The 14,687-nt window shown below is 60.2% G+C and carries 9 protein-coding genes; all 9 read left to right on the top strand.

Annotated elements, in window-relative coordinates:
* The first annotated feature begins 194 nt into the window (after positions 1 to 194).
* The 9 genes from ACZOF8_RS00105 to ACZOF8_RS00065 all read left to right on the top strand — a co-directional run bounded on the left by ACZOF8_RS00105 (position 195) and on the right by ACZOF8_RS00065 (position 14,659).
* On the top strand, positions 195 to 3,206 hold the full coding sequence (locus tag ACZOF8_RS00105; RefSeq protein ID WP_487426399.1) for a PD-(D/E)XK nuclease family protein: 3,012 nt from the start codon (positions 195 to 197) through the stop codon (positions 3,204 to 3,206).
* A 4-nt stretch (positions 3,207 to 3,210) separates the two neighbouring features.
* The gene (locus ACZOF8_RS00100) at positions 3,211 to 6,549 is read left to right on the top strand and encodes a UvrD-helicase domain-containing protein (RefSeq protein WP_154487885.1); all 3,339 of its coding nucleotides are present in this window, start codon (positions 3,211 to 3,213) and stop codon (positions 6,547 to 6,549) included.
* Between the two features lie 584 nt (positions 6,550 to 7,133).
* Complete coding sequence (locus tag ACZOF8_RS00095; protein WP_487426397.1) at positions 7,134 to 7,796, top strand: HAD-IA family hydrolase; 663 nt, start codon at positions 7,134 to 7,136, stop codon at positions 7,794 to 7,796.
* 15 nt (positions 7,797 to 7,811) lie between these two features.
* Positions 7,812 to 8,639, top strand: coding sequence for an S-methyl-5'-thioadenosine phosphorylase (mtnP, locus tag ACZOF8_RS00090; RefSeq protein ID WP_022486840.1), 828 nt, complete (start codon positions 7,812 to 7,814; stop codon positions 8,637 to 8,639).
* A gap of 8 nt (positions 8,640 to 8,647) precedes the next feature.
* Entirely contained in the window at positions 8,648 to 9,931 is a 1,284-nt protein-coding gene (locus tag ACZOF8_RS00085) for an amidohydrolase (protein WP_022486841.1), read from the top strand.
* A gap of 92 nt (positions 9,932 to 10,023) precedes the next feature.
* Positions 10,024 to 10,866 carry a sulfide/dihydroorotate dehydrogenase-like FAD/NAD-binding protein gene (locus tag ACZOF8_RS00080; protein ID WP_022486842.1) on the top strand — a complete coding sequence of 281 codons (843 nt, stop codon included), beginning with the start codon at positions 10,024 to 10,026 and terminating at the stop codon, positions 10,864 to 10,866.
* Complete coding sequence (gene gltA / locus ACZOF8_RS00075; RefSeq protein WP_288174301.1) at positions 10,851 to 12,251, top strand: NADPH-dependent glutamate synthase; 1,401 nt, start codon at positions 10,851 to 10,853, stop codon at positions 12,249 to 12,251. Before ACZOF8_RS00080 ends, gltA begins: the two co-directional genes overlap by 16 nt.
* A gap of 9 nt (positions 12,252 to 12,260) precedes the next feature.
* The gene (locus tag ACZOF8_RS00070) at positions 12,261 to 13,427 is read left to right on the top strand and encodes a hypothetical protein (RefSeq protein ID WP_308664395.1); all 1,167 of its coding nucleotides are present in this window, start codon (positions 12,261 to 12,263) and stop codon (positions 13,425 to 13,427) included.
* A 173-nt stretch (positions 13,428 to 13,600) separates the two neighbouring features.
* Complete coding sequence (locus ACZOF8_RS00065) at positions 13,601 to 14,659, top strand: OmpA family protein (RefSeq protein ID WP_487426393.1); 1,059 nt, start codon at positions 13,601 to 13,603, stop codon at positions 14,657 to 14,659.
* The last annotated feature ends 28 nt before the right edge of the window (positions 14,660 to 14,687 follow it).

Genomic DNA, 14,687 nt, shown 5'->3' with positions numbered 1-14,687 from the left:
TCATCGATGATCTGCGCATTTTGCGGGGCGCCGGGCCTGCGCCCCCTACGGTTATACACAGTGATACACAATAAAAAGAACCTGGCCAAAGGACAGGTTCTATCCAGTGGCCCGAGACTCATGACTCGAGACCCGAGACCTGAAAAGGAGGCTGTTGCTTTTGCAACAGCCCCTTTTACCGAAAGGAGCCAATCATGTCCAACATCCTTCACTGCCTCCAGCTGGGGGAATCCATGGGAGACCGGTTCATAGCCGCGGCCCGGGAGCTGCCTTACGGGGCGGCCCTGTTTCTGGTGCCCAACCGGTACTTCTTCCAGAAGGTCCGGGAAACCGGGGCGGTCCGGGCTGCCATCCTGGATGCCCTGCCCCGGGAAATCCTCCGGTGGAACCGGGCGGAAACGGAATTCACCCGGATCACCCGGCCTGCCCAGAAAAAGATCCTGGAAGACACCCTGGACTATCTCAAGGGGCAGCTGTCCTACTTTTCCTCCCTGGTGGGGAAGGACGGGTTCCGGGACAGCCTGCTGACCCTGTTCGACGAATTTTCCCGGGATGATCTGGACCCGGCCACTTATCAGCAGGTGCTGCTGAACTGGAACCGGGAGGGAGCACTCCGGAACAAAGACATGGACCTGGCCAAGCTGTATCTGGTGTACAGCAGCAAAGTCCGGGAGCGGCGCCTGGAAGACCTGTCCCAGGAATACGCCCGGGCGGCGGAAGTACTGGAACAGGGAGGCACCGTGCCCTGGGAAAAATGCTTCTTCAGCGAATTCTACCAGTTCACCCCGGTCCAGCTCCGGCTGCTCCGGGCCCTGGGACACTGCTGCGAAGTGGAAGTGGGCCTGTTTTATGATCCCAAACGGCCGGAACTGAGCCAGGTGACGGAAAAAATCTACGGGGATTTGCTGGGGGACGGATTCCTTCCGGTCCAGGAAGAACCGGTGACAGAAAAGCCGGAAGACCTGGCTGCCCTGACCCGGGACTGGAAGCCGGGAGCCCGGACGGATACCGGGGCGCCCCACATCCACCTGGGGGAAGGGGTGAGCCAGGAACAGGAAATCCGTCTGGCCCTTGCGTCCATTAAAGAACGGCTCCAGCAGGGAGTGAAGCCGGAGGAAATCCTGGTGCTGGTCCGGAAACTGGCGGATTACCAGGGTCTGGTCCGGTCCTTTGCTGAATACGGGATCCCCTGCCGGCTGCCCCAGGCGGCGGACCTGAAAAGCCAGCCTCTCACGGATTTCTTCACCAAGCTGCTGGCAGCGGCCAAAGAAAAGTGGGACCTGGCCCAATGGCAGGCCCTGTTCCGGTGTCCCCTGATGGAAGTACTGTACCGGACGGACCGGGAAAAACTGGACCTGCTGTACACCCAGGAATATTTTCCCACCGCCGGCAGCCTCCTGTCCCATATCCAGCGGAAGGAACTGGTAGATACGGATTTCTGGACCCTGACGGACTTCCTCCAGGCCTCCCATACCCCGAAAGAATGGCGGGACGCCCTTACGGAAAAACTGGATGGATGGCAGCTGGCCCTGGCCTGGGGAAAACTCCACCAGGAGGGGAAGGTGGACCTGGCCCAGGTGAAGGTGCTGGCCAAAACGGAGGATTTCGTCCGGAAGACTTTGGACAGCCTGGTGAAGACCTGGGAACAACTGGGAAAAGCAGATGAAGAAATCAGTCTGGACCTGGTGCAGAAATTCTGGAAAGATTCCCTGGACCAGGGCAAACTGCCCCTGACCCCCGGGGAACCTCAGGGGGTGCCGGTGCTGGAAGCCGGGGAAATCCAGGGAGTATCCTTTCCCTACGTGTACATCCTGGGTGTCCGGGAAGGGCTGTTCCCGGCGGTGAAACGGGAAAGCTGGCTCTACAGCGACCAGGAACGGGGAGAACTGAATGCCCTGGGCCTGGAACTGAGCCTGACCGCCCGGGCCCTGGATACGGACCGGTACTTTTTCGGGTCCGCCGTGGCCCTGGCCGGCCGGGAACTCCACCTCAGCTGGTACCGGGATGAGGAAGGGGGCCCCAGTCCCTACATCACTGAACTGGACCATTTCTTCGGGACAGAGGCCCTGCCGGTGACGGTCTATGAAAACACCCCGGACCGGTGTGCCAGTGCTGCCCAACTGGTGGATTTCCTGGGGGAACAGCCCCATCTGGCCCCCCGGGAGAAGGCCTTCCTGCTGGAAGCCGCCGGACCGGACTTTTTGGAACGGTCCCGGACGGAACAGCGCCGGTGGGAAGAGACGGACAGCCCCTGGAACGGTACGGTGCCCGGGGTGGTGAAGCGGCCCCTCCATCTGTCCGCCTCCAGCCTGGAGGGATATCTCCAGTGTCCTTTTGCCGCCCTGGTGAGCCAGGTGTGGAAGCTGGAACCCTGGGTGGAACAGGGTGCCTTCCCTGCGCCGGATGTGGTGGGGGACCTGATCCACCGGACCCTGGCGGCTTTTCTGGGGAAACATCTGGGAAAGGGCCTGGCCGGACTGGACCGAAAAGCCCTGGAACAGGAACTGGATGGGGTTTATCGGGACATGTTCCACAAGCTCTGCCTGGAAGGGAAGATCCCTGACAGTCCTCTTCTGGATCATCTCCGGGACCGGTACGGGAAATGGCTGAAGGCCTGGCTCCGGAAGGAAATGGAATATGAAGCCGCCGACCTGCTGGGCCTGAAGCCCGGCCGGGTGGAATGGAGCTTTGGACGGGAGCACAGCCCCTGGCCGGATCTGGTGAAAACCATCGACGGGGAAAAGGTGTATTTCTCCGGCCAGATCGACCGGATCGATACCAATGGAAAGAACTGGACCCTGCTGGATTACAAAACCGGCACACCCCCTTCCGGCCAGGACATCCTCCAGGGAAAGGCGGTGCAGCTGCCCCTGTACCTGGAAGCCCTGGAAACTCTGGGAAAAGTGCCCAAAGAGCAGATCCTGGGGGCCGGCTATGTGCACCTGCGCAGCGGGGACCGGAAGGGTGGCGCCTGGGACAAGGCTGCAAAGACCGCCTTCCCCTGGATGGCCAAAGCCCGTCCCCCGGAAATGAAACAGGCTCTGGAAGCCGCCCAAAAGGCGGTGGACCAGGCGGTGGGGGATATGAGAAAGGGCCGTTTCCCTGCCCGGCCTGCAGGAAAATGCCCGGCCTGGTGCCCGGCCCGGGACCTGTGCCGGATCGGGGAGAACCCCCACAGAACTGAGATCGAAAAGGAAGAGGAGTGATACCATGGCCAGTTTTACCCCACAGCAGCAGGAAGCCATCTCCACCCTGGACCGGAACGTGTCCGTGTCCGCCGGGGCCGGGTCCGGGAAGACCCGGGTGCTGGTGGAACGGTTTTTGAAGATCCTCCAGGAACGGAAGGCCACTGCCCAGGAAATCCTGGCCATCACCTTCACCCGGAAAGCCGCCCGGGAAATGCAGGAACGGGTGCGGAAAGGGATCCTGGAACGGCTGACGGAGACCCTGGATCCGGAAGAAAAGGCCTACTGGCAGGAACAGCTCCAGCTGGCGGACCGGGCCCCCATTACCACCATCGACAGCTTCTGTTCCCAGGTACTCCGGGAGAATCCGGTGGAAGCCGGCCTGGATCCCGATTTCGCCGTCAGGGAAGAATACCAGATCCGGGCCTTCCGGGAAGAAACCGCCCAGGCCTTTATCCAGAAGGAAATCCAGCAGCAGGCCGGGGATGTGGCGGCCCTGTTGGACCTGTACCCGGCGGACCGTCTGGCGGGGATCCTGACCGCCCTCATCGATGATCTCCCGGCCATCCTGGCGCTGCCGGGAGGTCTGGCCGCCCCCTATGAAGCCAGCCTGGCAGGGGAAGAAGAGGGGAAGATCGCAGCGGAAGGGGCCCTGGATGCCCTGCTGGAAGCCCGGGACCAGGCAGGCCCCAAAGGCCGGGAAAAGCTGGAAGTCCTGGCCGGCCAGCGGGAAGAGATCCACCAGTGGATTGCTGAGGGGTGCTATGACAGGGCTGCTGCTGCCTTAAAACCCGTTTCCGCCGCCGGAAAGGTGAAAGACCTGGTAAAGGAGGCCAAAGCCGCCCTGGACCGGCTCCAGGTGCTGTCCCTGGATGCACTGGGGGCGGAGCAGGCCCGGAACTGGGAAACCGTCCTTGGCCGGTTCCGCCAGACCCTGCTGGATACGGCGGAAGCCAAAGAAATGTACAGTTTCGGGTACCTGTCCGCCAAGGCGGTGGACCTTCTGGAAAAACGGCCCAATGTACTGCTCCGGTACAAGAGCCGGTTCAAGTATGTGATGGTGGACGAATTCCAGGACACCAACGAAGAACAGAAGAAACTGGTGTATCTCCTCAGCGGAGGCAGCAGCCAAAGCCTCCAGGGCCGGAACCTGTTTGTGGTGGGGGACGCCAAGCAGTCCATCTACCGGTTCCGGGGGGCGGATGTAAGCGTGTTCCGTCAGGTACGGGACGCCATCGGAAAGACCGGCGGGAACAACATTGTCATGGACGACAACTTCCGGTCGGCGCCGGAGATCATCGGGGCCTGCAACACCCTGTTTGACGACCTTCTGGGCACCGACAGCCAGTCCGATGTGACCGCCCAGCCCCTCCATCCCCATCAGCCCTCGTCCCGGAATCCTGTTTTTGCGGTGCTGAAGAAGGGGGACTGCACCCTGGAGGAATGCCAGCAGGCAGAAGGCCGGTATGTGGCCCAGGCCATCCGGCAGCTCCGGGAGGATACCGGGCTCCCCTACGGCCAGATGGCCATCCTGCTGCCCGCCATCCACCTGTCCCGGCAGTATGAGGAAGCCCTCACCGCCCTGGGAATCAAATCCCAGGTCAGTGACGGGAAGGGGTTCTACGACCGGCAGGAAGTGGTGGACTGGATCAACCTGCTCACCTTCCTGCTGAACACCCGGAAGGACTGGGCCCTGGCCGGGTTCCTCCGGTCCCCCTTCTGCGGGATCAGCGACCGGCAGATGACGGATCTCCTGAAGCCCTGGCCGGAACTGAGCCTGTGGGAAAGCCTGGAACAGAGCCTGGAAGAACCCTTCGTGACCCTGTCCCGGAAGCTGGAGACCCTGCACCGGACTGCCCTGTTCCAGTCCCTGCCGGAACTGATGGACGGCTTCCAGGAAGCCTTTGCCGTGGAACCCACCCTGCTGGCCCAGCGGGGCGGACGGGAAAAACTGGCCAACTTCCGGAAGCTCCGGGCCCTGGGGGTGAAGGCGGCTATGGAAGAAGGGTTCACGGCCCGGGATTTCCTGGACCGGCTGGATCTTATGCGCCAGCTGTCCGCCCGGGAAAGCGCCGCCAACCAGGAGGAAGATCCGGAGGCAGTGAAGATCATGACCATCCACAAGTCCAAGGGGCTGGAATTCCCGGCGGTGTTCCTGCCGGATCTGTCCAAAAAGGATCCTTCGGACCATCTGGGGATCCAGTTCCTCCCCGGCCAGGGATTCGGGGTCAGGGTGGATCCGGGGGACGGGAACCTGGCGGAAACGTCCGTATACACCCGGCTGAAAGGGGAAAAACACCGGCTGGAACGGGCCGAAAAGCACCGGCAGCTGTACGTGGCCATGACCCGGGCGGAAAAATACCTGTATCTGGTGAATGTGGACGAAACCAAAGAAAACAGCAAGGCTCCGGATCCGGACAAGGAAAAATGGGGTCAGTCCCTCCAGCGGGTGTTCGCTCCTGGCGGTCCTCACGGGGACCAGATGGACTGGGAGATGCTGGATGTGGCGGAAATCCTGGAGGCAGAGGAAACCCAGCAGGCCGGGGAAGGGGAAACCTTCGTCCTGGATCCGGCAGTCTATGACCGGATCCGTCCGGTGACCGTGCCCCGGAACCTGGAACTGTCCGCCAGCGCCCTGCTGGAATACGACAACTGTCCCCGGAGCTTCTATTACCATTATTTCCAGCACATGCCCGGTATCGACCCGGATACGGTGGGCATCGGCACCAGCCGGATTTCCGCCATCGACCTGGGGACCTATGTGCACCGGGTGCTGGAACTGCTCCAGGAAGAACCGGAAAAGGAGGCCCTGGAAGAAGCTCTGGTCCTGCTGGACCGGACGGAGGAAGAAAAGCAGGTGTTCCTCCGGGAAGGGCGGAAAATGGTGGAAAAATACTGCGCCAGCCCCCTGTTCCAGGAAATCGCCGGCCTGCCCGCCCAGGCGGAACGGGATTTCGAACTGGAACTGTTCCCCCTGGAAGCGGGGAAAGTGACCTTCCAGGGGAGCATCGACCGGCTGGTGACCCTGCCGGAGGGACAGCTGGGGATCGTGGACTACAAAACCGGCCATCCTCCGGCGGACGGGGAAGAAAAGCAGGGGTACACCCGGCAGCTGACCATCTACGCCCTGGCGGCGGAAACCCTGTACCTGGGACAGAAAGTGGCCTGGGCCAGGCTCCATTTCCTGAAGGACTGCAGCAGCTGGGAACTGAAGGACCGGGCCAGGGAAGAAGAAAAGCTGAAGACCCTTCTGGAAAATCTGCTGACCTGGGACAAAGAAGAACAGTTCCCAGCCAGGAAAGAGGGGTGCCAGTGGTGCCCGTACCGGTACTTCTGCACGGAGGGAGCAGCTGACAGTCACTAGGCATCAGTCTGCAGCCAAAGGAAGGAACCTGCGGCGGCAGGTTCCTTTGATGGGAAATGCAGCTGACGCTGCTAACCCACCACCACTGTGCAAGCGCAGCGGTCCCCCGCCCTTGAAAAGGGCGGATATATAAGCAGAATAATAGTTTGAGTCCTGCAGTCTTGGGCCCGCGCGGCGATCCCTCCTTTGAAAAGGGCGGATATATAAGCGGAATGATGGTTTGAGTCCTGCAGTCTTGGTCCTGCAGGAGGCAATATACGCTGGCGCCTGAAATCCATGACTTTTTTGCATCAGGGCTTCAGCCCGATGCGCCATATCCGCCCTTTACAAGGGCGGGGGACCAGCCGTAAGGCTGGTGGTGGGTTAGGCGCCGCCATTTTCGGCGCCGTTTCCTTTTGCCCGCCAGGGAAGAAGGGCGGGCCGTATGTTCTGCGCCGAATGCTTAGCATTTGGCTTCCTTCGGCCATTGACCATTGACCATTGACGGGGCTGCCGCGAGTGCGGCGGCCCCTTTTTAAAATCCTTTAATTTTCTGTCGATTCATGGTAAAATGACCGTTGTAGTATGTTCGAAGGAGGCTTTCTGTGGCTGCACGGGGAATTTTATTTGACTTTGACGGGACGCTGGCCAACACCACGCCCCTGATCCTGGCCACCTTCCACCAGACACTGGACCATTTCGTCCCAGCAAATCAGGTGGATGACCAGACCATCATCAACACCTTCGGCCTGCCTCTCCGGGACGGCCTGGCCGGGATCACCGGCTGCACCGATCCGGAAGAGATGGACCGGATGGTGGCTTATTACCGCCAGTACAACACCGCCTGGCACGACGCCATGATCCAGCCCTTTCCCGGAGTGAAGGAGGGGCTTATTGCCCTGCGCCGGGCCGGGGTCCCCATGGCCATTGTCACCAGCAAGTTCAAAGCCAGCTGCCTTAGGGGGCTCCGGTGTCTGGGGCTGGAAGACTGCATCGACGGCATCATCGGGTGCCAGGAATGCAGCGCCCACAAGCCGGACCCGGAACCTATGGAAAAGGGCCTGGAACTGCTGGGCCTTGCCGGAGAGGACTGCCTCTGTGTGGGAGACAGCCCCTATGACCTGGTCAGCGGCCACAAAGCCGGCTGCCAGACGGTGAAGGTGGGCTGGACCTCATTCCGGCAGGAATTCTTCGACCGGTTCATTCAGCCGGATTATGTGATCCGGTCCCTGGGAGACCTGCTTTCCTTTGTTGAACCATCAAACTGAGCGAGGTGATTCCAATTGCGGAAAATCGGCATCATCGGCGGCACCGGGGTGGAGGATGCGTCCTCCTTCGGCCGGCTCACCGCCTTAACGGTGGATACGCCCTTCGGCCAGGCTCACTGCCTGAAGGGGACCGCCGCCGGCCATGAGATCTATTTCCTGGCCCGGCACGGCCTGGACCACAGTGTCCCGCCCCACAAGATCAACTACCGGGCCAACATTTTCGCCCTGAAGAAGCTGGGAGTCACGGAGATCCTGTCCTTTACGGCGGTGGGGTCCCTGAACCGGGGACTGCCTCCGGGGACTTTTGTGGCCACCACCCAGATCCTGGACTTTACCAAAAGCCGGGTGAACACCTTCTTCAACGGGGAGAACGGCCAGGTGGCCCATGTGGATTTCGCCCAGCCCTACTGCCCGGCTCTCCGGGAACGGCTGATCCGCTGCCTGGTGAAACTGGGGCTCCGGCACAGCAAACAGGGGACCTATGTGGTGACGGAAGGGCCCCGGTACGAAACGGCGGCGGAAGTGCGGATGTATGGAGCCATGGGCGGGGACGTGGCCGGGATGACCAACATGCCGGAAGCGGTACTGGCCCGGGAAGCGGAAATCTGCTACGCCAACTGTTCCGTGGTCACCAATATGGGTTCCGGGCTGGCGGCCCGGGCCCTGTCCCACGAAGAAGTGACGGAAGCCATGGAGAAGCTGGGAAAGCAGATCCTGTCCGTGATCGAAGCCTATGTGCAGGATGACGGGCCTCTGACCCACAGCTGCCATTGCGCCCAGGCCCTGCAGGAATACGGGGGCTTCCGGCTGGAGGCTTTCGGCGGGGACAAAAAGGAGGAATGACGCTGGACATGGTATATGATATCGTATTGCAGAATGTGGAACTGACAGATCCCGGGGACGGGACCCTGTTCAACATCGGGATCAACGGCAGCACCATCGGGTATGTGGGCACAGAACCGGTGGCAGGCCGGGAAGTGATCGACGGACGGAATCACCTGGCGGTGCCCGGGTGGGTGAACGCCCATACCCATGTGGCCATGACCCTGTTCCGCAGCTATGCCGACGACATGGCCCTGATGGACTGGCTCCAGAACCGGATCTGGCCCCTGGAAGCCAGACTGGACGGCCGGGCGGTGTACTGGGGGAGCCTGTTGGGGATCGCGGAAATGATCCGCACCGGCACCACCTGTTTCGCCGACATGTATTTCTTTATGGAAGAAACTGCCAAGGCTGCAGCGGACAGCGGCATCCGGGCAGTACTGTCCCGGGGTCTCACCGGCAGCAGCGTGGCAGACGGGGCCGCCCGTCTGGAGGAGAACACGCAGCTGTACAAGACCTGGAACGGGGCCCAGAACGGACGGATCACCGTGATGTTCGGTCCTCATGCCCCGTACACCTGCAGCCCGGATTATCTGAAATCCGTCATCGCCCGGGCCCGGGAACTGGGAGCGGAGATCCACATGCATCTTTCGGAAACCGCCGGGGAAGTGGCGGACTGCCGGAAACAGTACGGCAAGAGCCCCATTGCCCTGATGGAAGAACTGGGGATGTTCGACGGAGGGACCCTGGCGGCCCACTGTGTCCATGTGGATGAGGAGGATATGGACATTATGGCCCGGCACCAGGTCCGGGTGGCCCACAACCCCCAGAGCAACCTGAAACTGGCCAGCGGCATCGCTCCTGTGGCCCGGATGCTGGAAAAGGGCATCACCGTAGGTCTGGGCACCGACGGGGCCAGCAGCAACAACAATCTGGACATGCTGGAAGAAGTCCGGCTGGCGGCCATGCTGGCCAAGACCCAGTCCGGGGATCCCAAGGCGGTACCGGCTTCCCAGGCCCTTGCCATGGGCACCTGGATGGGGGCGGAAGCTGTGGGCCTGAAAAACCTGGGGAAACTGGAAGTGGGCCAGAAGGCGGATGTGGTGCTCTACAACATGGCCTCCCCGGCCTGGTACCCCCGGCACGACCGCACGTCCCTTCTGGTGTATGCCGGGTCCTCCGCGGACGTGGACACGGTGCTGGTGGACGGAAACATCCTGCTGCGCAAAGGAGAACTGACCACCATCGACCTGGAGAAAGTCACCGCGGAAGTGGGACAGTGTCTGAAGGAAATGACAGCCAGTGCAGAGTGAAGAACGGGGCCGCTGGCCGGACCCCACCACCGTCCTGACGGACGATGAACGGCTGACGATGAATGAAAAACGACAATAAAGGAGTGTTTGGTGTGGCAAAGATCTTGAAAAAACTGCAGTTGGCACCTGCAGTCTGGGAATTTGAAGTGGATGCGCCTCTCATTGCGCACAAATGCAAACCGGGACAGTTCGTCATGGTACTGGTGGATGAAACCAGCGAACGGATCCCTCTGACCATCGGCGATTTCGACCGGGAAAAAGGCTCCATCACCCTGATGGTCCAGGCGGTGGGGAACACCACCCGGCACCTGTGTGAAGATTTCGCCCAGGGAGACGATATCCAGCACATCCTGGGACCTCTGGGCCAGCCTTCTGAAATGGGCAAATTCGGTACCGTGGTCATGGTCTGCGGGGGCATCGGCGTGGCGCCGGTCCATCCCATCGCCCGGGCCTATCACGAACTGGGCAACAAGGTGATCACCATCATCGGGGGCCGTCACAAAGACCTGATCCTGTGGCGGGACCGGATGGAAAAGATCAGCGATGAAGTGATCATCACCACCGACGACGGGTCCGAAGGCATCAAGGGCTTTGTTACCGATCCCCTCCGGAAAATGCTGGAAGCAGGGAACCATCCGGATCTGGTGGTGGCCATCGGCCCCATCATCATGATGATGAACGTGGCCAAGGTCACCCGGCCTTACAACGTGAAGACCACTGCCAGCCTCAGCTGCCTTATGGTGGACGGCACCGGCATGTGCGGCGGCTGCCGGGTGCAGGTGGGCAATGAAAGCAAGTTCACCTGCTGTGACGGGCCGGAATTCGATGCCCATCAGGTGGACTTCAAGAACCTGATGCAGCGTTCCAAGATGTACAAGGACCAGGAAGCAGTAGAATACAGTTGCGGGGGGCATTGCAGATGCGTGGAGGAATGAGAAATCCCATGCCGGAACAGCCGGCTGATGTACGGAACCATAATTTCGAGGAAGTGGCCCTGGGCTATCCGGAAGACACGGCGGTGGATGAAGCCCAGCGCTGCCTGAACTGCAAGAATCCCCAGTGCGTGAAGGGGTGCCCGGTGAACGTGGACATTCCCCAGTTCATCCATGCCCTGACGGAAAAGGATTTTGACGGCGCCATCCACATCCTGAAGAACAAGAACTCCCTCCCTGCCGTGTGCGGCCGGGTGTGCCCCCAGGAAAACCAGTGCGAAAAACACTGCATCCTGGGCATCAAGGGAGAACCGGTGGCCATCGGCCGGCTGGAACGGTTCGTGGCGGACCGGGCCCGGGAAAAGGGCACGGACATGGTGAAGGAAGGCCTGGCTCCCAAGAACGGCATCAAAGTGGCTGTAGTGGGCGGAGGTCCCTCCTGTCTCACCGCTGCCGGGGATCTGGCCAAAATGGGCTATGACGTGACCCTGTTCGAAGCCCTCCACAAGGTAGGCGGGGTGCTCATGTACGGTATCCCTGAATTCCGTCTCCCCAAAGCCATCGTCCAGCACGAAATCGAACAGCTGAAGGTATTGGGCGTGAAGATCATGACCGATGTAGTGATCGGCCGCACCTTTACCCTCCACGAACTTCTGGGGGAAGAAGGGTTCCAGGCTGTGTACGTGGGTACCGGCGCCGGGCTGCCTCACTTTATGCGGATCCCTGGGGAAGCCCTCAACGGGGTGTACGCTGCCAATGAATTCCTTACCCGGGTGAACCTGATGGGGGCCTGGAAGTTCCCGAAAATGGCCACTCCTGTGTATGTAGGGAAGAACGTGGCCGTGGTGGGGGCCGGCAACGTGGCCATGGATGCCGCCCGGACCGCCAAACGGCTGGGGGCGGAAAACGTCTACGTGGTCTACCGCCGGAGCGAAGCGGAAATGCCCGCCCGGAAGGAAGAAATCCAGCACGCCAAGGCGGAAGGCATCGAACTCCACATGCTGAACAACCCGGTGAAGATCCTGGGGAACGAAGATGGCTGGGTCACCGGCATGGAATGTGTCCGGACCCAGTTGGGCGAACCGGATGCCTCCGGCCGCCGGAGCCCGGTGGAGATCCCCGGCTCCAACCATGTGTTCGATGTGGACATGGTGGTGATGGCCATCGGCCAGGGCCCCAACCCCCTGCTGAAACACACCACCCCGGATCTGGTGACCAACCGGAAGGGGCTCATTACCGTGGATGAAAAGGAAGAAACCTCCATCCCGGGAGTCTTTGCCGGCGGTGACATCGTCACCGGGGCAGCCACCGTCATTTCCGCCATGGGGGCCGGCAAGAAGGCCGCCCTGGAAATGGATGCCTATCTGAAAGAAAAATTAGGGAAGTAACTGCAGAGCATGAATAAACTGAAACGATGGGGGCTGGCTGCGGCTCTCCTGTGCCTGGGTCTGTTCCAGGCCGGGGAGGCCGGAGCGGCAGCACCCAAAAACACCTACAAACCTGCCAGCGGAGGCTATACCCTGACGGTGCCTCCCGGCAGCAAAGAGATTTACCATACCTCCACGGGGATCCGCTTCACCGTGGGGAAGGATTTCCTGGTCAGTGCGGATCTGTACACCCTGCCCAGTTTTGTGTCCGTCCCCATGAAGCAGTACTCCACGGAGCAGAAGAAAGATTTCAAGAAGTTCCTGGGGAAGATCCAGGACCAGGAAAACGACACCATCCAGGATGACGGCAGCTCCCGGAATTTCGGCAGCCAGCCGGCCCTGGACGGGATCTTGGGAGAAAAGCTCCGAAAGTACCGGAGCACCTCCGGGGAACCGGAACCCCAAAAGGACAAGAAGAAGGATCTGGACAGCTATACCTATGTGGCGGTGCCGGAAGACAAGCTGCGGACCCACCGGCCCTTTCTGATCGGCCGGGCCTATCAGCCGGAAAAGAACGTGCTGCTGGTGGTGAACGTAAGCGCGCCGGAAAACCTGGATGCGGCGGCCCGGTCCGCTCTCCAGTCCCTGTGTTCCGACCTGACGCTCAGCCGGGTGAAGTACACTGACGTGAATCTTTTGACCGTGCCCGGCATGGGCTATGAAATGGAGATTCCCAGCGGCTGGCGGATGTACACCCTCCGGGCGGACAATGTGCTGTTCGGACGGTCTCTGAGCAGCGTCCACACCGACGGGATGATGGTCCGGGAATTTTCCGATGACACCTTTGCGGAACTGGGGAATTCCACCCCCGAAGGGCTGAAGGAAGTGGAAAATGCCTTCATCCAGAAGGTGACCCGGTATACACCCAACATCACCATCCTGCGCCACGAACCCATTTCCGTGGGCACCCTCAACGGGAGCATGGCGGAATGCACCGACAGCGGGGACCTGAAAAAGGTCTTTGTGGTGAACACCTATCTGATGAACGCCCAGGGCAACGGGTACCAGATCCGGTACCAGACCGACGACACCATCAACTACGACCTGAAACTCCGGGCCTTCAAACAGTCCGTGGAAAGCTTCAGCCTCCTCCAGAACAACGACGGAAGCGGCCTGAAGCCGGGGAAGGATATGTGAAAAGGGACTGTGAAAAAATGAGAAATCATTTTTTCACAGTCCCTTTTCACATTTATGTCACAAACCATTCATAATCTCTTCATCCAGAAAGGTATACAATATGAATTGTAAAGTGACTGGTCAGTCCAGTACTTTTTATATGGAAAAAATTGAACGGGAAGAAGGAATCTTCAATGCAGAAGAAAGCATTTGCAGTGACGCTGGCTGTACTGGCTTCCGTTGCTTCCATGGGTTTTGCAGCTCCTCAGACCAGCTGGGATCAGGGAGAATGGCAGCTGAACGCAGAGGCCTGGGCTCCCAAAGCCAAATTCGACGGGAATGAATCCAGTACCAAATGGAACTTTGACGGTGGCCTGGGCTATGGGATTTCCGATAAATGGGCTCTGGAATACAACTATCGGGGCCTGAAGACCAAAGCCGGAGATTTCAAGACCGACGGTGACCAGAACGAAGTGAACCTGGTATACAGCCTGGGCAAGAACTGGGCTCTGTTCGGCGGCTGGAACCGGATCAACAATGATTTTGACGGCAGCTACCATGGGGCACACACCGGCAGCGCTGACAGCGTGATCAACAACGTGGCTCAGTTCGGTGTACGGACCAAATACGACCTGGCCAAGAACCTGGCTTTCTATGCAGAAGGCGCCCTGGGCACCAAGAAGACCAGCCAGTGGGATGCCGGCCTGGCTTACACCTTCGCTGACAACTGGGATCTGAACGCCGGATACCGGTATGTGGATACCAAGCTGGATGACGACAACAACATCAAATACCGGGGCTTCCTGGTAGGTCTGTCCTATCGGTTCGGCGGCCACAAGAAAGCGGCTCCGGCACCTGTGGAAGAACCGGTGGCACCGACGGTGGCTGAACCGGTTGCTCCGGCTCATGTGTACAATGACTACTATCTGGACAGCATCCACTTCGATTCCGACGTGGATACCCCGAAGGCTTCCGAAGCTGCCAAACTGGCCAACTTCGTAGCCGTAGCCAAGGCTCATCCGGATTCCACCTTTAAACTGGTAGGGAACACCGACTCCGATGCTTCCAACGCCTACAACGAAGACCTGTCCAAACGCCGTGTGCTGAACGTGGCCAAATACGCCAACGACAACGGTGTGGCTGCTTCCCGTATGCAGCTGAACTACAAGGGCGAAAACAACCCTGCGTCCAACAACGCCACCGAAGCCGGCAAAGCCGACAACCGCCGTGTGGATATCTGGGAACATAAATAATTGAAAAAGCAAAAGGGCTGTTGCACGG

It is taken from the genome of Acidaminococcus sp., assembly GCF_057597765.1.
The sequence above is the reverse complement of the archived record's forward strand: the minus strand, read 5'-3'. Positions and strand labels throughout refer to the sequence as shown.

Coding starts and splice junctions, on each gene's coding strand:
- ACZOF8_RS00105 (WP_487426399.1), top strand. CDS start 195: ATGTCCAACATCCTTCACTGCCTCCAGCTGGGGGAATCCATGGGAGAC.
- ACZOF8_RS00100 (WP_154487885.1), top strand. CDS start 3,211: ATGGCCAGTTTTACCCCACAGCAGCAGGAAGCCATCTCCACCCTGGAC.
- ACZOF8_RS00085 (WP_022486841.1), top strand. CDS start 8,648: ATGGTATATGATATCGTATTGCAGAATGTGGAACTGACAGATCCCGGG.
- gltA (WP_288174301.1), top strand. CDS start 10,851: ATGCGTGGAGGAATGAGAAATCCCATGCCGGAACAGCCGGCTGATGTA.
- ACZOF8_RS00070 (WP_308664395.1), top strand. CDS start 12,261: ATGAATAAACTGAAACGATGGGGGCTGGCTGCGGCTCTCCTGTGCCTG.
- ACZOF8_RS00065 (WP_487426393.1), top strand. CDS start 13,601: ATGCAGAAGAAAGCATTTGCAGTGACGCTGGCTGTACTGGCTTCCGTT.